Source organism: Bacillus cereus group sp. N14, assembly GCF_016483555.1.
GTDB classification, from domain to species: Bacteria; Bacillota; Bacilli; order Bacillales; family Bacillaceae_G; genus Bacillus_A; species Bacillus_A wiedmannii.
Map to the genome: position 1 here is coordinate 97,421 of NZ_JAEHBQ010000013.1, position 21,697 is coordinate 119,117.

Here is a 21,697-nt window from a genome sequence, read left to right on the forward strand (position 1 = left end):
GTTCATATGGAAGATTCCCTGGTTTTCGATTTGAATCAATATGATACTATTTACATGTATTATCATGTACGGAATTATATTTTTTGCACCTGAACTGTTTATACTATTTGTAGGAATTTCTGTTTTTTTGTCGAATATATCTTTAATGCAAGGAGGGACATTACATGATTATTAAAGACTATTTCATCAATATTTCTATTTTTTCTTTATTAGTTAGCGCAGCGATATTTATTCAAGTGTTTTTGGTTCATTCCAGGCGATATTTCGAAAAATTCTATGGAGGAATTATTGCAGTTACTTTGATGCTCTTTTCTTTTCCATACATGGGATTTTCCTACGATCTTCGAGTTGTTCCTCTTATTCTATCTTTTATTTATTTTGGTCGCATTGCTGGCTGGATTACACTAATTAGCATAATTATAATGCGTATCTTTTTCATTGGTGGGTATTGGGAGCCACCTGTGATTGCATATTTAAGTATGAGTGTTCTATTTTCTACTTTTAAAACATATTTTAAAAACCTTCATCCTTTTAAAAGTGCATCTTTATATTTTTCTATTTTTGTCGGAATAAAGTGGTTAGTTGGTGTATTCTTTAATACTACGTTACTTTACTCTGGAGGTTTATTATATATAGCGTTAGGACTTTTAATTGGGCTATTTCTTATGGAAGCCTATCAGAGATTGTATTATTTAACACAGGACTTATCTAAAATGAATCGGGAATTAAAAAAATCCAAGCAAGAACTTACAGATACCGTACATGAGCTTCAAGGAGGGATTTTTAAATTTAAAAAAGTGGGTAAGCACTTTATACACACTTTATGTGATGGACAGTTTTATTATCAAAAAGGATTTTATTCTGAACAGGTGGTAGGAAAAAGCTTACGGACTATTGATGCTTCTATTGTTCCACCACATTTAGTTCCGCAATTGATGAAGTATTATCTTCAGGCATGGGAAGGGAAAGAAATTATATTCGAATTACCCTGGCCAGATGATAAAACAATTATTCTTATTGCACTTAGGCCGATTAAACGAAATGGACAAGTTATTGAAGTTGTTGGTTCTGCAGTCGATATAACCGAAAGAAAAAAGGTAGAATCAGAATTAAGGGCTACCAAAGAATTACTAGAATCATTTATAAAGCATAATGTAGATGCTATTACCATTTCTGATCGAAAAGGGCATATTTTACAAGCAAATAAAGCTTATGAAAAGATATTTGGATGGTCACTACAAGAAATCGTAGGTAAGAGATTACCCTGTGTACCAGATTTCTTAATGGAAGAATCACTTAAAAATATTCAGGAAATTCTAACAGGAGAATCCGTAGTTACTAGATTAGAAACTGTTAGACGACGTAACGATGGAAGTCTACTTGATGTCAGTCTGACAGTTTCTCCTATACTAGACGTAAGAGGAAATGTAATAGCTTTATCTGCAATATGTAGAGACATCTCTGAAAGAAAACAAGCAGAAAGAGAACGACATCGATTACACCAACAATTAAAAGATAGTGAAATGAAGTACCGTGCACTAATCGAACAAGCAACTGATGCAGTATATGTAGTAGAGCTGAATGAAAATCATGTTCCAAGTCGATTCATTGAGGTAAATCCTGTTGGTTGTAAAAGATTTGGATATAGTAGAGAAGAGCTGCTCTCGTTACCATTTCCAAATGTCGTACCACAAGATTCTAAAATGATTGTAAGGTTATTAGAAAAAATTAGAGAGGGACAAACTTCCTTCACTTTGCAAGATGAATATGCTTTTCCAACAGGAAAAATAATAACTACCGAGTTTAGTGTCCGTGTTTTTAACTTAAATGGTAAAAAGGTTTTCCTGAGTATTTCTCGTGATATCACTGAACGGCTAAAAACAGAAGAATTACTACGAAAATCTGAAAAACTTGCTGTCGTAGGACAATTAGCGACTGCAATGGCTCATGAAATTAATAATCCATTAACCGCAATGAAAGGGTTTATGCAATTACTAAAATCAACGGAAACTGAGAATAATCAGGGTTATATAAATATAGTATCATCAGAGATTGAGCGTATAGAAAGTATTACTAATGAATTTATGGCGGTAGCCAAACCACAGGTTGTAAAGATACAACCTAATGATATTAGTGTGCTAATGGATCAAGTTTTAATGCTACTGCAACCTCAAGCAATGATGAATAATATAAAAATTAGAATTGATTTTACACTTGGTATTCCACTGATTCCATGTGAAGGAAATCAATTAAAACAAGTATTTGTTAATATTATAAAAAATGCAATTGAATCCATGCCAACAGGAGGAGAAATTTTGATTCAATTTGATAAACTTGATAATAATCAAATAAGGATTCGCTTTATCGATCAAGGATGTGGGATTCCAAAAGAACGTATACCATATTTAGGAGAACCTTTTTACAGTATTAAGGAAGAGGGAATCGGCTTAGGATTAATGGTCTGTTATAAAATTATTGAAACACACCAGGGGAAGGTATTTATTGAGAGTGAAGTGAATAAGGGAACTATAGTTGAAGTAACTCTTCCAATTTGTACACTTCAAAATTAATACATTCTTTTACTGAAATTTTATAAATGAGTAAGCAGTTAGCTTTGGCTAGCTGCTTTTTTGTATATATTGTAATCGATTCTTCATATTACGGCTTTTTGATGTTTCATATATAGATTTTATGGCTTTTAAAAACTCTGTAAGTGTTTTGTAATATTTACGAGAGACTTTTTTAACAGTTATGAGAGAGAAAAGAAAGGTTTGTTATATATGATGAAATTAATCTTACTAGTAGGTGTTCTAATGGACCTAGAAACCAAGGAGGAAAAATAACAATGAAACAATTGAAGCCAGCAATTAGTGTATTAGGTAGTGTATCGATGGCACTGACTTTAGCATCTCCTGCTTTAGCAGATGTAAAACAACCGAATCCAGGAGGTACAGTTGAAATATTCAAAGAGAATGCAAATGTAAAAAAAGAAGATAAGAATTTCACGCTCGGATCTGATGGGGAAATAGGTTCACTCATTACACAAAACATTGAAATGGCAAACAACGATTGGGATAAAGATGGTATTTCCAACGACTTAGAGATTAATGGATATAAAATTGAATTCAATTCACAAACTGGAAAAAATGAAGCGAAAGCATGGGATACCGAGAAGGATAAAGGGAAAACAAAATTTATATCGAATCCTATGAATGCAAATACGGATGGTGATCCTTTTACTGATATGTATGAGGTTGAGAATTATAACAACGATTCTGATACTAATTTCAATCCGATAGTTGCCAACATGCCGAATTTGCAAATTGGTGTCAAACGAATTGAAGTAATTCCTATTGCAACCATTACGGATAATAATGGCGGATCAGTTAGTAGAGGATGGGAAAAAAGTGTATCTACACAACATTCATTTAATGTAGGTTTAAGTGGTTCAGGTGGTGTAGAAGGCTCAGCAGCCGGTCCTGTTCCTTCCGGAAGTGTTTCAGCAAATGTGGGATACGGATATTCAAAAACAACTACGGAAACGGAGAGTTATACAAATAATTTCGATTGGTCTACTGCAACAACTGTGGATACAGCGAACGCAGCAAAATTACGGGTACATTTGGAATATAAAAATGTAGGAACAGCATCCGCTGAAAATGTTTCGCCTCATTTTAATATTCGTTTAGGAAACAAAATTATTAATACTGTAAAGGCAACACAAGATCGTTATAAAGCAAACTATTTAAGTACAGAAAAAGGTGGACGGAATAAAACAGAAGTAGTAATTGACAGTTTAGAAGGACAAGCAGATGCGAATATTGTCTTATCTTTGGATGAATTGAAAGCTGTTGAACAAGGGGAACTTCTTTCGATTGAAGTTTTACCTACAAGTACAATGGATTTATCTATTGAAAAAGGTGAAGAAATTATGCATTTGGGGGATTCAGGGAGATATGAGTCTAGAGTAAATGCAGCTACTGAACAATTAGAAACAGATATAGGAAATATACCAAAGTTTAGGGTATATACTCCTAAAGACAAATCTCTTGCTGATAAGCCAGTTTTATCCTATAACGAAGTTTTTCAACAGGTAAATATAGATACGAAAAAAGTAAATCATATTGTAAACAAGGCTAAAAGTACTAATAACGTATCAGTGGTTTCAGCTAATAATGGAACTGATGCATTGAACGATTTAAAAGCGGGACAGGGAGATCGCGGTTATTTACATAAAGACTCTGTACACGGAGCTTTTGCAAAACTACAGCAACCAACATTAGTAGAAGGTAGTTATGATTCTGTGACGCAAAAGATTAGGGCAACAATTTTACCTGGTTTATTTGGAGTGAGTAAAGATATTCCTACTACTTATAGTAAGAAATGGAATGCTCCGTCACAAACAGTAACACTGGTTAAACGTGAAAATGGATTTACATATGAGTCTAGAGAAAATATACACCCTATTAAATCTGAAATTGCTGCGCACAGAAAAGTTACATTTGAAATCAATGACGCACACAATCTAACGCCTACACAAAAGATTGATACTGAAATTAAAGCTAATAAAGAATTTGAAGATTATGTAGTAGATAATTCAGGTGAATTTGTTACAGAAGGAGTTCCTTATACCGTGGCTTCATATGGAAATACAGCTTATTTGGGAAGTCATCATGCAGGGAATAAATGGGAGTATCTTTGGGCTGAAAAATCTAGCGATGAAAAAGTGAATGTAATTATTGAAAGAGTAGGTCAACCTAAACCTGGAAAACCAATTAAAAAGGATGAAGAGGTATTAATTAAATTTCAAAATCCTATTTATTCAGATTATGCATATTTAAAACTTCAAGATAGTTATATCCATTTAGATCAAAAACAGAACGCAAGTACTTTTAAATTTAATCATGCATATCCAAAGAATTTCACTGGACACCATAAGCAATGGAACATACTATCTAATGGTAATAAGTTAAAGGTAGGATATTTAATCGACTATATGAAATATGGTAATGGAGAGAATGGGACTGATACTATAGCATGGAATCTATCAAGAGTTCAGTAATAGGTAACAGTTCTGTTGCTAAGTTTGAAAAGAGAACCGGAAATGAATTGTATCTGAAAAGTTAGATACAAAAATTTAGGTTACTAGTAAGGAATGAGTTCGATGTTGAATCGGACTCATTCCTTTTAATTTATATATGATTTAGAAACTACTATTTTAAATACTTATCTAGTCATATAAGTAATCAAATGTTAAGATTACTATCTGTATTACATGATTTATTTTCCAAATTTTCATTCGTTTCGAGGGTGAAATGTGGAATTCTGATTTATTTATGTGATTAGTTTTTATATCTTTACCTATAAAGATATTTTTATTCGATAATAGAAAAAATAAATTTTTTGTTATTGGTGAAAAAGAAGTGAGGATAGTATATGAAGAAAAGAATTTTAATCGTAGAAGATGAAGAAAATATTCGAGAAGTATGCAAACGGTATTTAGAAAGAGAAGAATATGAAGTTTATACCGCTGTAAATGGTAAAGAAGGTTGGGATTTATTTCTTACACATCAACCAGATTTAATTATATTAGATTTGATGATGCCAAAAAAAGATGGATGGGAATTATGCGAGGAAATTCGTCAACAGTCAAATGTCCCTATTATTATGTTAACTGCTAAGGGAGAGGAAAGGGATCGAATTTTAGGCTTAACAATGGGGGCTGATGATTATTTAACAAAGCCATTTTCCCCTCGTGAATTAGTATTAAGGGTTCAAATTATACTAAGAAGAGGAAGCCATGTACCAATACAAGCGAAAGAATCCCTATTGGAAGTGATAGAGTTTCCAGATTTAAAAATATATCCAAAGACCAGATATGTACTTGTTTGTGATAAGGAAGTGGAGTTAACGGTGAAAGAGTTTGAGGTACTTTATCTCATGGCAAAGCATCCAAAACAAGTATTTTCTCGCTCGCAGCTTCTTGAATTAATTTGGGATTTTGGACATGAAGGGGCATCAAACACAGTTACCGTGTTAGTGAGTCGTTTACGTGAAAAGCTCGAGAAGCAAACGATAAAGAATCGCTGGATTCATACGGTTTGGGGTATAGGATATCGCTTTGAGCCAAATGGAGGAAATGAAACATGAGATTACGTATTCAATTGTTACTCATGAATCTCTTAAGTACTAGTATTATGGTAATTGCTATATGGTATAGTGATACGAAAATGTTACTTGAACCGGAACAAACGCGGTTATTAACAGTAATTGCATTTGTGGCATTCATTATTTCAACGTTTATTTATTGGTTAATGACACGTCCTATCATGAGATCTATACAAAATTTAATAAAATTGTCAAAACAATTTAGTGATAGACACTTTAAAACGATGTATATAATTGGGCAAGAACCACGTGAGTTTAAAGAATTGGCAACAGCCTTTCAACAGATGGCAAAAAAATTAGAAGAAGGGTTTACTAAGTTAGAGGAACAGGAAAACTCTCGTAAGGAGCTAATTACCAATATCTCACACGACTTACGAACACCTATGGCTAGCATGCAAATGATGATAGAAGCATTACAAGATAACCTGATTGAAGATCCTGAAATGAAAAAGCAATACTTAGCAACGGTTTTAAAAGAAATAGAAAGATTAAATGGATTAATTAACGACTTATTTGATCTTTCAAAGTTAGAGTTTGAGCAAGTAGATTTTCACCCAAGTTTCACACATTTAGATAAAGTTCTATTAGATGTATTAGAGTCACATTCTGTCTTATTAGGAGACAAACAAATCCATGTGCAATTGGATGTCCCTGATACATTACCTCGACTTTTGATTATGCCTTGTAAAATAGAAAGGGTCATAGGTAATTTATTACATAATGCAATTCGATATTCTCCTATCTCTGGAACAATTGAATTGACTGTAGTGGAAAATAAACTAACTCAACAGGTTCAATTCATTTTGCGGGATGAAGGAATGGGAATTTCTCCAAATGATCAATTACGTGTATTTGAACGTTTTTTTAGAACAGATCGATCAAGAAGCTCACAATCTGGAGGTTCCGGACTTGGATTAGCTATTGCAAAATCATTGATTGAAATGCACAAAGGGGAAATTGGTGTAAGGAATCGCGCAGATGGTAAGCAGGGAAGTGAATTTTGGTTCACTCTTCCCATCACATCAGTAAAAAAATAAGATGGCTGAAAGACTTTTGTAACATTTACGTTAGAAAAATGAAAGACCTTCTTGTTAACATACTACTACACAGTATGATACAGGAGGTTTTTTACTTTATGAAAAGAAAATATGTATGGCTTATAGGTGGTTTGATAATTGTATTGGGGATATTATGGTCATTGTTCCGACCAGAGAAATTATTTATTGATAAGCACGTAAATGAATCATTGCCACAAACAGAGATACAATCAACTGAAGTAAGGCAAGAAAGTGATCGAGTATTAAGGGAAGGTCAGTTTCAAACCGGTGTCCATGAAACAACTGGAACGGCAAAAATCCACCAATTAGCGGATGGAAAACGTGTTTTACGACTTTCTAATTTTGCAACATCAAATGGGCCAGATGTACGAGTTGTATTAGTTCCTACAAATCGTTTGAAAAATAATGAAGACGTAAAAAACTATCAGTATATTGAATTAGGAAAATTAAAGGGAAATAAAGGAGACCAAAACTACGAAATTCCTGAAGGGATAGATGTAAGTGAATATGGTTCGGTTTCTGTTTGGTGTAAAAGATTTAATGAAAACTTTGGTGCGGCTTATTTTAATAATTAAATATGAACTTAAAATTTCCTCTTACAGGCGAAATTCATATGAGATATGGTAATAGCTGCAGCGGACTTAGTTGCTAAGAAGGGCACTCATAAGAGTGTCTTTTTCATATTTCTCAATTTTTGTATATTTTAGAGCTATTGGACGTTTACGGAGAGATTTTATTTAGTGTGGAAGCGTACTGTCTGTGAATAGAAGGATGAATAATATGTTACAGGAAAACATAACTCTTTTATAACTTAATTTTGAAGGAACATATACTTTTTTCATTTATCGGCTTGTAAAGAAGTATGGAAATTAAAGTTTATAATTTAAAAGTCAGCTTAAAGATGCAATAAGCAATTTGAATAGTAATCTTAAGTAAATAAAAAAGAGAGAGGAGCATCGATGAGCTCTTCTCTCTTTTTAAATCTAATTAGGGTTTCCATAACTGTAAAGGGGATGGTGTAAATTGTTGGATATTACCAAAGTATTACTTTAAGTTAAGATTATAAAAAGAAGTTCCTTTTTTCTGAAAAATTAATATTAATGCAAAATTAATGATTAATATTCAAAAATGATTTTATAGTTCATTAATTTATTACTTGCTATCTTTATTAATCATTTATTGCAACAGCTTTCATGTCCAAAATTAAATGTTTCAACAAAGGATAATATAAGTATCATTATAATGATTTTCCAATATAATCAATGTGTTAATGAAAGGAACTCTGTGTTATTTTTGCTTTTCTACTAACTAATACAGCTTCAAACAAAGGACACAATTGCTACATGCTAAGTGTAATCTATTACCCATTCAAGATTCTGTTTATTCAATCTTTCTAAAAATAAAAAAATATTGTACTCATAAATATACAAGCTATAATGAGGGCGTCGAGAAAGAATTTATTACCTCTAGAGAAAGTATCAAACCTAGTTTTTTTGCAAAAATCCTAATGACATTGTAAGTAACCTTTTAAATTTGGACATACTGACATGATTACTCTAAGAAAGGTATGTGATCAAAAGGAAAAGTGTATTTGACACGAGAATGAAAGCGTATTCAACGAGGTCTTGTTTTGAATCAGTCATTTTAGTAACTTAGATTCAACTGCAATTAAAAATAATAAATTATGGGGGTGCTTATATGAACATGAATGTAGCATCTATTAAAGAACAAAAGGATGTTAAATACAAAAGTTGTTTTGATGTGATTGGGCCCATAATGATAGGTCCTTCAAGTTCACATACTGCAGGTGCTTTGGCTATTGGAACAGTAGCCAATAAATTATTTCAAGATCTTCCAAAAAAAGTCGTGGTAAGGTATTATGAATCATTTGCTGAAACCCATAAAGGTCACGGAACTGATTTTGCAATTATTGCTGGGATATTAGGATTTGCTGCCGATGACAGCAAAGTGCCAGATGCTATTGAAATAGCAGAATCTAAAGGAATTGAAATTACCTTTATTGAAGAAGCAGGTGATAGTCCTGCTGGCCATCCAAATACGGCAGATGTATATTTAGAGGATGAAAATCGAAGTATTAGAACGATGGGGATTTCGGTTGGCGGTGGATTAATTGAAATCAAACATGTTGAAATTGACGGATTTAGCTTAGACCTGCAGGGGCCATTGCCAGTTATTATTACGATTTCTGAAAGAGCTGACTTTGAATTTGTCTTACGCAGGATCTTTAAACAATATGATGTGGAAATAAACAACTTTCATAGTTTAGAAGAAAACAGGAAATTTTTATATGCATTCGCTTTGGATACGCTATTGCCTGGTAATGTCCAGGAGGAATTAGGAAATTTAAGCAATATAGCTAAGCTCATTATTCTTTAGTTACATTAAGGAGTGAAAAAATATGTATATGGCCATAAAAGAAATTGTGGATGCAGCTAATAAAAGCCAAAAGACAATTTATGAATTAGCAATTGAACAGGAAATTGAACAAACTAAATCTACTTATGAAGAAGTTTGGAGTAAAATGGAACGAAATTTAGCGACTATGCAAAATGCTATAAATAAAAGTATCGAGGGCGACGGTGTATTATCTCCAACTGGTTTAACCGGAGGTGATGCTGTTAAAATTAAAAACTATCGAGAAAATAGGAAAACCCTTTCTGGAGATTTGATGGTGTTAGGGATCCAAAGTGCTATCGGTGTTAATGAAGTAAATGCTGCATTAGGAGCTATTTGTGCAACTCCAACAGCAGGTGCGAGTGGGACGATTCCGGGAGTCCTATTTAGTATTAAAGATACGTTGCAGTTAAGTCATGAAGATATGATTCATTTTCTATTTACTTCAGCGTTATTTGGAACGATAGTCGCAAACAACGCTTGTATTTCAGGAGCGTACGGAGGATGTCAAGCTGAAGTAGGCAGTGCCTCAGCGATGGCGGCTGCAGCTGCGGTAGAAGCTGCAGGTGGAACGCCACAGCAATCTTCTGTAGCTTTTTCGATTGCATTACAAAATTTACTCGGTTTAGTTTGTGATCCGGTCGCTGGTTTGGTAGAAATTCCTTGTGTAAAGAGAAACGCCATTGGAACGGCAAATGCTTTAGCAGCAGCGGACATCGCATTAGCCGGCGTAAACAATATCATCAATGCTGACGAAGTTATTGAAGCGATGTATAGAGTTGGAAGACAGATGCCTCGCGAATTAAGAGAGACAGGTTTAGGTGGAATTGCAGCTACACCTACAGGGATTGCAATTAAAAATAAAATTTTTGGAGAGAAACAATCAAATCAATGAACAATTATCGGGTATATTGTGAAAAAGTTAACAATCTATTCTCTATTGTTCGCCTAAGGGTGTCTGTATATTGGGAGAATTACTAATAAAATATACTACTATATAATTGAAACATTTTGTAAGTGGTAACAACCCCGTCAAGTTGATGCTTCGCTAATTTTTTGATTTTGATTAACTTAGAAGAAGGATATACGATGTGGCGCACTTTATAAGTAATTCATTTTTCAAGAACGGTCTATATTCCAATGCCTTAAATAGAGAAGTAAGAATAGGAAACTAGGAGGAATTATTATATGAATGGGAATACTGCAAAAAACATAGAATTTCAAGTTGATAATACTGCAGTAAAAAATGAGAAATATCTAGACCCTAAAAAGTGGCATAAACAGGATACTACCTGGGCATTGAGTCTATTTGGAACAGCAATTGGAGCAGGAGTACTCTTCTTACCTATTAATGCAGGTTCAGGTGGTTTATTATCATTACTGTTAATTACCATACTTGCATATCCAGTTATGTATTACTCACATAGGGCGCTTGCTAAAATGATATACGCTTCTAATTCTGCTGATGAGGGGATTACGGGTACTATAAGAGAGTATTTCGGAAATAAGGCAAGTATCATTTTTAACATTGTATATTTCGTCTCAATTTATACGATCGTGCTGATGTATTCGGTTGCACTTACAAATACTGCAAGTAGTTTTATCGTGAATCAATTGCACATCCCGGAGCCTCCAAGGGCCATTTTATCGCTTGTATTAGTACTCGGTCTTATTGCTATACTAAATTTTGGTCAAGATATTACTGTAAAGATAATGAGCATGCTAGTATATCCTTTCATTGTTTCTCTACTTTTTATCGCAATATCTTTAATTCCACAGTGGAATACGTCAATGCTAAGTTTTTCAAGTGTTTCTACTGCTTCAACTGGAACAGGATATTTTGGAACAATATGGATGATACTACCAATCATAGTATTCTCGTTTAATCATTCTCCTATGATTTCGTCATTCGTTATGAAACAGAGAGCTACGTATGGAATAGATGCTACTGATGCCAAGTGTGCGCAAATACAAAAAGTTTGTTATATCATGACATTCGTTGTTGTTATGTTCTTTGTTTGGAGCAGTACTTTAAGTTTGACTCCAGATGATCTTAAGGTGGCAAAAGAACAGAACTTGTCAATCCTATCATATCTTGCTAATGAGCTTAATTCGCCAGTAATTACAATTGCGGCTCCTATCATTGCATTTGTGGCTATTACAAAGTCTTTCCTTGGCCATTATATAGGAGCGTATGAGGTAATGCGTGACATGATTATCAAGTCCGGTAAAAAACGTGGGAAAGATATAGGAGAAAAAACAGTTAAGACAATGATTCTTACTTTTGTCGTATTAACATGCTGGTATGTTGCTTATACAAATCCAAGTATTCTTGGAATCATTGATGCCCTTAGCGGTCCGTTAGTTGCTGCTATCTTATGTCTATTACCAATGTATGCAATTCGTAAAGTGCCTGTACTAGCTAAATATAGAGGGAAGATGAGCAATGTATTTGTCATTATTATAGGTATCCTTACTGTACTAGCAAGTATTAAGTCATTATTCTAATTCACTATTGTTGGTTATCATGCAAAAATCGTAGGATATGAAAAAAGAAAGATTCCTAGCGGAATTGAATTTTACATTGTTAAATCAAATAGATTATGTTTTTGGACAAACTCCTCATCTTGGAGAGCTTGTCCTTTTTTGATTATATGCTTAACTTCTATTCCAGCAATGACTTTTTTAGCTGCTTGCAATGATTATAATTCAAGCATATTAGACTGCTGTCCCATGATCAAAAAACGAAAAATCATATCACTACAACAGTTATTTATTGGTATTTAGTGCTTTTTTGTATTTTGGGGTATTTGCTTTTCTTAGCTTGATGGTGATGGGGTCACCATATCTATCAACCTAACAGAAAAGGTTGCCCCAAAACGATAAAAATGAACTTCGGCGCTGTAAAAACACAAAATTATCGTTTAGGGGATACTTTAAAGCCTTAGCTTGATAGCGATGTGGTGCTACCCCAATTAGATTATGATAGTTGATATTCTCCAAATTGACCAGAAAAGAACCAAGAATTCTAGGAAAATTCCAAGTGTTCTTTTCCTAGTTTTTTGAAATTCTTTTACTAAATAGCCAACAGCACAAATTGCTAGAAGAATGAAAAGAATAAGTTCTAGTGTAACTGGCATTTGATCTACTCCTAATCCATTAATTAATTTAGTATATAACGATTATAAGATATTTTTGTGGTTAATGGTGAAAAATTAAACAAAACTAACTCTATATGTAAAAAGGCCCCGTTGTCTCCAACAGGACCTTTCCTAAAATGGCAAAGAGTAACTCTTACCTTACTCTTTGTTCATATACTACAAGATTTTTAACAAAAATCCAAGACTCTTTATATTGAGAAATAAAGAAGAGTCATTATAAAGAACTTTATCTTTTTTCATAAATAAAAGAGCAGCTAGCAAAAGCTAACTGCTCGGCTGGTTCTCCAAGGGGGAAAGGAGAAAGGTTAGGGATTTCATTAAATGAGTTCTGGCCATCGCCTATCTACATTATTGACGGAATTTTGAGTTTTATTCAGCCGATTACGTTAAATGTTTGACGATATAGTCTTTTATTAGTAAAAAAGCTGCAAGGAGAAACATTACGTCAATTGAGAACCAAAACATATCTTTTTGAGGTTTCCTAAACTCTGATATTATGGAAAACATTAAAAATAAGGCAACGGCTATTACAATACAAAGTTTAATTAAATCAGACATTTATAATACTCCTAACATTGAATCTTTTTTATTATATAGCTATTTCCAATGTTGAGGGATTTAAAAAGTGTTTTATGAGAATTCAAACAAAATAATCCTTTTACGAAAAAAGGCCCCGTTGTCTCCAACAGGACATTCCCTAAAATGGCAAAGAGTAACTCTTACCTTACTCTTCCGCTATATAATACACAAAACACGTATAGATGTGTAGAACAATAAATTCCAATAAGATTATTTTGATATATAAATTCAATGAATTTTAGCAGGATTAAACATCAGGAATTAAATTACAAATGTTGATTTATCAATGAATATTAATGGTTTGATAGAAAATGATGATTAATAAAGGAATATTATAATAAGAAAATATGAAATATTGCATATTCAATTAAAGTAGAAAGTGAGGAATAACAATGGGACAAGGAAACCGTGGTATGGCTTTTGAAAAGCTTATCAATCTAGCGAATGAAATGTATCTAAGAGGGGGAGTGGCACTTATAAACAAGCGTCCGACTCCTGTGAAGGTGTTTGTACTAAGTGGGTTCTATGAAGCTAAAAGTACAGTAGACTATGGCGGTGTATATAAGGGACGAGCTATCACATTTGAAGCGAAGTCTACAGAGAATCCTACACGATTTGATTTAAAGAACATTGCGCAGCACCAATTGGACTACTTAGAGAAAACAGAGAAGATGGGAGCAATTTGCTTCTTCCTTATAGAGTTTAGTAAGGATAAGTCAGTATTCGCAGTACCACTATCAGTCATTCAATCTTACGTAAGGGTATCGCATCAACCAAAAGGTAAGAAGTCTATACCAAGAGCGGACTTTGATATTTATGGGTACTTAGTAGAACAGACGGAACGAGCGCCAGTGGATTACTTACAATACGTAGATGAAGCAGTAACTCCAGTTATGTTTGACGGCATGATTCAATTCGATCAGAAACATAAGAAGGTAGCAAATAACATTGAAGCAGCAAAAGAGAAGGTGGCCAACAAGAAACGTAAATTATTAAAGGCTTAATGGATAACGGAACTATGCAGGGTGGATGGTGGGGATACTAGCTATGCATGTTTCTCTTATTCAACAAAGAGATAGTAAAATTTTACGTATCTAATGTGAATGTAAAAACCAAAATATGAAATAGGGGGATTCCTTCATGGAGAGACAATTAACATTATTACCGGCTATCGATGATAAGGAAGTACAAAAGGAAGTAGTAAGAGTGTTAAAGGAATACAGAGCACTCAAGATGCGATTCAGTAATGAAGTGGAGCAGGAAGGAATTAGTTTATTCCCTGAGTTACGTGATTCTAGAAACACAAGTAAATGGAAGGTGCAGCAGGTAGAGAAGGCGCTTAACAATTTATTAGATGAAGATGAGCGTAAAATCGTTGAGCGTAAGTTCCTGACAAATGAGAGAGTAAAAGATTCAGATGTTTATCATGATCTACTACTCAAGAAGACATATTTCTATGAGAAGAAGCAGAGTGCAGTTAAATTGATTGCTACAGCGCTAGGAATCATCTAAAAATAGCGAACAAAAAGCGGTCAAAATGCGAACTTTTTGGGGGACTAAATAAAATGACAAAAATTATAAATTATATGTACAAGCCCTTTGACAACCGCATATCGAAGAGGATTAGTACACCTATAAGTGAAACGTTCTTATGCGAGAATGTCACGGTAACGTATACCGCATAGTAGGGCGGGCAAGGCGGTACGAACCCGCGTTAAGACGAAAAGACCAATGAATGTATAACAATGACATATTCCAGTATGGCGAGTGTGAGATAACTCGTATTCGTCATGCTGTTTTTATTATATTTAGCATTCAGCTCAGATGCGTTCTCTGGGTTGATAGTGAATATAAGCCTATTACTCTCTGTTGTTTGTTTCTGGAAATGGAATGGGGTGGTTGTTTATGAGTAAATGAACATCACATTTCTGGACAGTAATCAAATATTAAAATAGGCTTCTACATCAATTGGAACAGGCCATATAGCGATTACTCACGAATTCTCGCTATGCAAGGAGCTTCTGCTCTTTGTTTGAGCCAATACTTCCCCTTCCGTCCCTTTAATGTATTGGTTCAAACAAGGCGTCGGAAGAAACACATACGTCTTAGATATAAATCCTTTATAATTCGATATTGGCCAGCAAAGGCGAAAATGACATTTAGTAGCCGAAGTATTGAGCCAGCTCTACGGAGTATAAACGAGAATGTTGAGAAGTGATCTTGACCTTGGAAGAGGAACTTCTTCCATTTGTTTTTTCTTTCTCTATTAGATGGGTTAACTATGGGCAAGTTTACAAAACATACTTTTTGAATTATTTAATACATATATATAATTATATTGATGTTAATATATTAACTAGTTAAAAATGGGGAAATAAAAATGAAGATTATATTTGATGTGATTAAAGATGAAAATTTTGATTTTACTTTATTAGAAACAAAATTGCTGAAAACTTTTAAAGAAGTGGATAATGTAGCAATAGTCGAAAAGGTTGAAGATAAAATTTTTGAAAAAGATGATGTACCAACTCATTTGGCGGAGATTACTATTAATGTTACAGGAAAGAATATCGGATATAGATCAATTTCAGCTAGTATATTTATTGTTCTAGAAAGTCTATCAATGAAGCTATTCAATATTAATATTAGTATACATTAAGCATCCAACACGTGTGTTTTTTCTTTGTTATATAAAAATTACATATTAAACATATATTTATATGTTTTGTTCCTACAAGTTAAGGAATTAATAAAAAGATGATACCGATGAAACCGTATAAAAACAAAAAGAATCCTAAGATGGGTAATTTTTTATGAAAGCCGAGCATGATAAACCTCCTTGGGTATATAAAGGATTATAATATATCTTCGGTTTATTTAGAATACTAACCATGAATTGGATGGAATTAGGCATGATTAAATCGATAGACACTTATACATTAAATGTATTTAATGAGTCATCTAGGTATAAAGATAATCGATAATCATACAATGATATGGAAGGTCTTTTCTAACGTGTTAGTTACCTCAATGTATGTGTATCTTTTGGCGCCTGGGCGAGGGTGCTTTTTTTATTGTACATTATGATAAGGACAAGCATATTATGTAATAGGACGAGTTCTTTGTGTTCGATTCAATGCTCAGGATAAACCCCAATTCACATTGAGAGCACCCATAGCGAGGGTGCTCTCTTTTTTTGATGTGGTAATTAATCGCAGATTGGTATTCCAAGCACTCTTAGAGCTAATGCTACTTGAAGAGAAATCTCTAATCTAGCAATTTCAATACCAGCTACTGAGAGAACTAAAAAAGGTTGTCCATTTACAAACACAACGCAACTATCCATGGTTACGCCTCCTTTCTAGCAATCTACTATAGTATATGTATAAAACATAAATATATAATAGTTGGATTAATGAATTTAATAAAATTGATATATTATCCCATTTAAACAAAACAAACGAACACAACGAAGGCAAAAATCTTTTTTTCCCTGTCTAAAAGTTGACCCTTTTGTACAGTTAAAATTTATAGGTTAAAAACTTTGTAAACAGATAGTTATTAATGTCTAAAAGATAGTCTAAAATAAAAGTATATAATTCTTAAGACTTTTAGACTATTTTGAGGTGATTTGGATGGCGATCGTTGGTTATGCAAGGGTAAGTACAAAAGATCAAAACTTAGAAGCACAAATTGAAAGGTTAACAGAATATGGTTGCGACAAAATATATTCTGAAAAATACAGTGGAGCTAATAGTGATCGAGAAGAATTGCAAAAGGCATTAGAATACATGAGAGACGGAGATAAATTTGTTGTTTGTAAAATAGACCGTTTAGCTATATCGATATTTGATTTGCATAAGATTGTAAATCAATTAGCTGATCGGGGAATAGCGGTGGTATTTCTTAAAGACCAAATTGATTTCTCTACACCTGCGGGTAAATTAATGTTTACTATGCTAGGAGCTATTGTTGAGTTTGAAAGAGATTTAATTAATGAAAAAACAACCGAGGGCAGAGAAAGAGCTAAAGCGATGGGTAAACATATGGGACGTAAAGGGCAGGATGAAAAGCAAGTGAATCATATAAATGGTGACAAAACTGATAATTCATTAAACAACTTGGAATGGGTGAGCGTTTCAGAAAATATACAACATGCATTTGATAATGTTTTGGTAAATATAAAAAATATTAGTGGAGAAAAGAACAGTCAGTCTAAGTTAAAATGTGATGATGTGAAATATATTAGAAGAATGTTTATAAAACGTGACAGGGTATATTAGTTATTGTCGCTTATATGTGCTTTGCTCCAGCTATTAGAGGCCAATTCAAAATTTCACAAAACATATTGTTATTTGGATCATTACCCTTATTTCTGACCCTTTCTGTATTTGCAATTACACTATTCAAAGGGATTCCTAAAGTACATCCATCTACAAAAAGTTCAATATTTCTTGTAATGTTAGCTAATTTTATTGCTATCGGAGTCTGGGTAGGATTCTATTTTTGGATGAATAAACAAATTGATACCGATTATTTTGTGGCAACTACACTACAAAATTATAGTATTGTGGCTGTTTGTATTCTGATTTTTATTATGTTTGCGTTGTATACAAAATCGTGGATTACGATTTTTGTAGCATTTTCAATGTGTATAGGCCCAATCTTAGAAAGGGTAATCCCAAGTGAAATAAATAAAGACCCACTGTATATTACAGTAACGATTATCGGTTGTGTTGTCATGGGTATTTGTTTAGGGATATATTTCTACAAAAAAAGAAAAAATTATGAAGCAAGCCATTAAACAGGATGAAGCTTGGGCGATGTACAAAATCCTAATTTGGATTGTATTCATTTAAACGTCTATTATATATCTCTATTTTTCGATTAAATTACAATTATGAGTGGCCCAAAAAAGAAGGAATCGTTGTCGTGCCCCATCCAGAGGGTGCTTTTTCTATTGGAATAGAAATCCATTTGCTGACTATATTTTAAATATAATTAAAATTACGATACGTGAAATTTTATAAAGTAGAAGGATATAAGATTACATTTAATAAAATTAGGGGAGAATAGAATGTAAGAGTATGAGTCAAATGTATTTACTATTATAAAAATGGAGGGATGTTATGAACGCTGTTTTTAGAAAGTGGAAACTGTCTTTAAACGCGTTAAATGCTGCCAATACATACTTAGATAGCTTATTGCAAACTAAATCGTATCTGCAGTTTCTAATACTTATCATATTTTGTGTTATTACAGCTTACATACCTTTTCCTTCATTTACGCTTAATTATATAAATGAATTAGATATACAAATACAATACATAATTAAGTCTATTTATTTTTCTTTTCCTATTTCATTAGTTTTCCTATTTATAATGCGAGATCAAAGATTCTTGTTTTCTAAAAAAATCACTTTCCAGCAGCTAAAAATTTCTGTTTTCTGTGCTTTCATTATTTATGCTATTATGTTGTTATTTTTAGCCGTACTAATATCTTTTACAACATTCAAAGGAACATCTAATCCTATTGGGAATGAAGGAATTACTAATATGCTTTACAAAACGCCTGGGGTTGCAATTCAATTAATCGGAGAGAACATTATGTTTGTATCTATATTGTTCTTTTGGCATAAGATCATACGCTCCTTCATAATAAGCCCCATAGCTTCAATTACAGCCTCTTTAATATTATCTGGAAGCTCATTTGGATTACTCCATCTCTCTACGTATAACTATAATTGGGTACAATGTTTAACTATCATTGGAATACCAGCTATCGCTCAAATGATTTTCTTTCTAATATTTAAAAATATTCATATGGGATACATACTTCACTTCAATTACAATTTAATTATTATACTTTTTAACTATATAGCTTCTATTTAAAATAATTTACCACTAAAAATAAAAGAAAAGGTACCCCTGCTGCAAGGTACCTTTTCTAAGGGGTATAACGCATTAGCTAAGCGGCTGTTGGTCAAGTATACCGCCTAGACTATTACATGAGTTATGTTTTTATTATACATTGATCATATCAAAAATATTATCATTAGTGAAATTAACTTTTATTATTTTTTAATTTTAAAGCTGCCACCATAATAATAATTTTCTCCAAGTTTCATAACAGCTACAAATGATCCTGGCTCATAAACTGATGTAATAGGTGTTACAAATCTACCATAATTATGCTCAGTACCAGTATCATATATTGTTTTATATCTTTGCATATTTACTACTTCATTCTCATTATTTTGTTTGGTATTCAATATTTTATTACTATATTAGCATGGAATAAATCCAATAAAATTCAATAGGTATAGACAAAAAAGCTTATCTTTTAGCACATAATGATAAGCTTTTTATTATTTTCTTCATCTCTTTTTGATTTAGGGAGTATTTTTTGTTAGCTTGATAGCGATGTGGCGTGACCCCATCGCTATCAAGCTAAGAAAAGCAAATACCCCCAAAACGAAAAAATAAGCCGTTTTTTGTGAAAAATACACGAAATTTTCATCCTGGGGTGTTATAAAATTCTTAAGTTAATGGGCATGGGGTAGTACTATATCGTCACCAAGCTACGGTTTTGAAGTACCCCTAAATGAAAATTTTATTTCTCTATAGTTAGTTATTTTAAGAAATGAGCTCATTTTTTTGTACGATACATTTTTTAACTAATTTTGGTTAAGTTATTTCCAAAGGCATTATTTTCAATGAGCATATTTATATATCACTATTCCTAATCTTAAAAATAGAAATTCACTGAACACAATATAGTTTATTTCTGAGAGGAAGGGCATTATCAATTGAAACCGAATGAAAAAACACCTGTTTACTCTATAAAATCTTTGTACGATTTAATGCAATTACTAAAAAAATCTAAAGATTTTACTACATTGGAAATTGCTTCAAAAAATTCCTCTATAGTCATTTCATATTTTAGAACATTAATCGATATAAATATATTCCATGAAGAGATTTTAACTTATATAAAGGAGCAGAGCTTCGATTCATTACAAGATATTCAGTCTGTCTTACCCTTTGAAAATTCAAAAATAACAAATCAAATGAAAGATATTCAGGATAGTATTTTAAACGGCCATATACTTATTCAGTTCGATACAGATAAATTAAATGGCTTGTTAATAAATGTGTCAAAGAAAGAAAAAAGAGATATTGCAAAAGCTGAAATTGAATACAATATCGTGGGTCCACAAATCGCGTTTGTTGAAGATTTAGATGTAAACTTAAATTTAGTACGTAGAAAGCTTCCAACACCTTATTTACAAATGAAGGAATTGAAAGTAGGCTCCCTATCTAACACAACCGTTGCAATTGTATTTATTGAGGGAATTGTAAATGATCAAAATCTACAAGAAATTATAAAACGGGTGAGTCAAATAAAAACAGACCATGTTTTGGATAGTACTTATTTGATTGAGTTAATTGCAGACAATCCTAATACTATATTTCCTCAATTTTTGAATACAGAACGTCCAGACCGTGTAGCAGCTGTATTGGCAGAAGGGAAAATTGCACTTTTTGTAGATGGCTCACCTTATGCTATCACTCTTCCAACAACATTAATTGACTTTTTTTCTACGACAGAAGATTACACCATGCCTTGGATTATTGCCTCATTTTTTCGACTGTTAAGGATTTTTGCTTTTATCTTTTCTGTTTTAACGACTCCATTATATGTTTCGATCTTAACATATCATTATGAGCTTATTCCAAAAGAGCTTCTTGAAACGTTAATCATATCGAGAAGTAAAGTACCTTTTCCTCCATTAATTGAAGCACTTTTTTTAGAAATAACGATTGAATTACTGAGAGAAGCGGGGACACGTTTACCAACTAAAGTGGGTTTAACTGTCGGTATAGTAGGGGGTATTGTAATTGGACAAGCATCGGTGGAGGCAAGTCTTACAAGTAACGTACTTATTATCATTGTTGCACTTTCAGCTCTTAGTTCATTTACAGCACCAATATATCGAATTGGTAATACAATTCGAGTAATTCGTTTTCCTTTTATAATAGCTGCACACCTGCTGGGCTTATTAGGAATTGTTTTAACAAGTTCTTTCCTTTTAGCACGCTTATTACGTACAGAATCATTAAGACGTCCTTATTTGTTCCCTTTTTATCCCACACGCCCTACAGATTGGAAAGACAGCATTATACGTCTGCCAATCTCAGCGATGTTCCGACGTCCAATTTTTTCAAAATCTAAACAGCGGTTTCGTTTTGATCCAGAAGAGGTAGAGAAAAATAAAATCATATCACGAAATGATTTTGATGATTGAATTTAACA

General features: G+C 32.9%; 17 protein-coding genes and 1 pseudogene. 15 read left to right on the forward strand and 3 right to left on the reverse strand.

Features of this window, described 5'->3' with window-relative positions; all coding sequences use genetic code 11:
- The first annotated feature begins 164 nt into the window (after positions 1–164).
- The 8 genes from JDS82_RS18805 to JDS82_RS18840 all read left to right on the forward strand — a co-directional run bounded on the left by JDS82_RS18805 (position 165) and on the right by JDS82_RS18840 (position 12,149).
- Positions 165–2,570: a PAS domain S-box protein gene (locus JDS82_RS18805; protein ID WP_199713730.1), complete on the forward strand. Its 2,406-nt coding sequence runs from the start codon at positions 165–167 to the stop codon at positions 2,568–2,570.
- Positions 2,571–2,845: 275 nt separating this feature from the next.
- Complete coding sequence (locus tag JDS82_RS18810) at positions 2,846–5,062, forward strand: binary toxin-like calcium binding domain-containing protein (RefSeq protein ID WP_016135629.1); 2,217 nt, start codon at positions 2,846–2,848, stop codon at positions 5,060–5,062.
- A 374-nt stretch (positions 5,063–5,436) separates the two neighbouring features.
- Positions 5,437–6,150, forward strand: coding sequence for a response regulator transcription factor (locus JDS82_RS18815; protein WP_064469562.1), 714 nt, complete (start codon positions 5,437–5,439; stop codon positions 6,148–6,150).
- Positions 6,147–7,205, forward strand: a complete 1,059-nt coding sequence (locus JDS82_RS18820) for a sensor histidine kinase (protein WP_064469561.1) — start codon at positions 6,147–6,149, stop codon at positions 7,203–7,205. Before JDS82_RS18815 ends, JDS82_RS18820 begins: the two co-directional genes overlap by 4 nt.
- A 98-nt stretch (positions 7,206–7,303) precedes the next feature.
- A complete protein-coding gene (locus JDS82_RS18825) occupies positions 7,304–7,801 on the forward strand; it encodes a DM13 domain-containing protein (RefSeq protein ID WP_074651221.1) in 498 nt (165 codons plus the stop codon).
- Positions 7,802–8,924: 1,123 nt separating this feature from the next.
- Positions 8,925–9,623, forward strand: a complete 699-nt coding sequence (gene sdaAB / locus JDS82_RS18830) for an L-serine ammonia-lyase, iron-sulfur-dependent subunit beta (RefSeq protein ID WP_199713731.1) — start codon at positions 8,925–8,927, stop codon at positions 9,621–9,623.
- Positions 9,624–9,645: 22 nt separating this feature from the next.
- Complete coding sequence (sdaAA, locus tag JDS82_RS18835; RefSeq protein WP_016135624.1) at positions 9,646–10,536, forward strand: L-serine ammonia-lyase, iron-sulfur-dependent, subunit alpha; 891 nt, start codon at positions 9,646–9,648, stop codon at positions 10,534–10,536.
- A gap of 293 nt (positions 10,537–10,829) precedes the next feature.
- The gene (locus JDS82_RS18840; RefSeq protein WP_199713732.1) at positions 10,830–12,149 is read left to right on the forward strand and encodes an aromatic amino acid transport family protein; all 1,320 of its coding nucleotides are present in this window, start codon (positions 10,830–10,832) and stop codon (positions 12,147–12,149) included.
- Between the two features lie 1,034 nt (positions 12,150–13,183).
- On the opposite strand, the gene JDS82_RS18845 is transcribed toward JDS82_RS18840, so the two are convergent.
- Positions 13,184–13,360 carry a hypothetical protein gene (locus JDS82_RS18845; RefSeq protein WP_179866093.1) on the reverse strand — a complete coding sequence of 59 codons (177 nt, stop codon included), beginning with the start codon at positions 13,358–13,360 and terminating at the stop codon, positions 13,184–13,186.
- Positions 13,361–13,773: 413 nt separating this feature from the next.
- Here JDS82_RS18845 and JDS82_RS18850 point away from each other — a divergent pair, with 413 nt between their 5' ends.
- The 3 genes from JDS82_RS18850 (at position 13,774) to JDS82_RS18860 (ending at position 16,040) form a co-directional block, all read left to right on the forward strand.
- Positions 13,774–14,385 carry a Holliday junction resolvase RecU gene (locus JDS82_RS18850; protein WP_199713733.1) on the forward strand — a complete coding sequence of 204 codons (612 nt, stop codon included), beginning with the start codon at positions 13,774–13,776 and terminating at the stop codon, positions 14,383–14,385.
- Between the two features lie 136 nt (positions 14,386–14,521).
- Entirely contained in the window at positions 14,522–14,893 is a 372-nt protein-coding gene (locus tag JDS82_RS18855; RefSeq protein WP_199713734.1) for an ArpU family phage packaging/lysis transcriptional regulator, read from the forward strand.
- A gap of 868 nt (positions 14,894–15,761) precedes the next feature.
- Complete coding sequence (locus tag JDS82_RS18860) at positions 15,762–16,040, forward strand: hypothetical protein (protein ID WP_199713735.1); 279 nt, start codon at positions 15,762–15,764, stop codon at positions 16,038–16,040.
- A 549-nt stretch (positions 16,041–16,589) separates the two neighbouring features.
- Here the strand turns inward: JDS82_RS18860 and JDS82_RS18865 are convergent.
- Positions 16,590–16,727: a DUF3956 domain-containing protein gene (locus JDS82_RS18865; protein WP_000376554.1), complete on the reverse strand. Its 138-nt coding sequence runs from the start codon at positions 16,725–16,727 to the stop codon at positions 16,590–16,592.
- A gap of 289 nt (positions 16,728–17,016) precedes the next feature.
- On the opposite strand from JDS82_RS18865, the gene JDS82_RS18870 reads away from it, so the two are divergent.
- From JDS82_RS18870 to JDS82_RS18880, 3 genes are all read left to right on the forward strand, one after another.
- A complete protein-coding gene (locus tag JDS82_RS18870) occupies positions 17,017–17,664 on the forward strand; it encodes a recombinase family protein (RefSeq protein ID WP_199713736.1) in 648 nt (215 codons plus the stop codon).
- Positions 17,665–17,891: 227 nt separating this feature from the next.
- Positions 17,892–18,185, forward strand: coding sequence for a hypothetical protein (locus JDS82_RS29805; RefSeq protein ID WP_242474914.1), 294 nt, complete (start codon positions 17,892–17,894; stop codon positions 18,183–18,185).
- Positions 18,186–18,510: 325 nt separating this feature from the next.
- A complete protein-coding gene (locus JDS82_RS18880; protein WP_199713737.1) occupies positions 18,511–19,272 on the forward strand; it encodes a hypothetical protein in 762 nt (253 codons plus the stop codon).
- A gap of 182 nt (positions 19,273–19,454) precedes the next feature.
- Here JDS82_RS18880 and JDS82_RS18885 read toward each other — a convergent pair.
- Positions 19,455–19,634, reverse strand: a pseudogene (locus tag JDS82_RS18885) (DUF5065 family protein); the annotation flags it as partial.
- 555 nt (positions 19,635–20,189) lie between these two features.
- Here JDS82_RS18885 and JDS82_RS18890 point away from each other — a divergent pair.
- Positions 20,190–21,689: a spore germination protein gene (locus JDS82_RS18890; RefSeq protein WP_199713738.1), complete on the forward strand. Its 1,500-nt coding sequence runs from the start codon at positions 20,190–20,192 to the stop codon at positions 21,687–21,689.
- Positions 21,690–21,697: the final 8 nt, after the last annotated feature.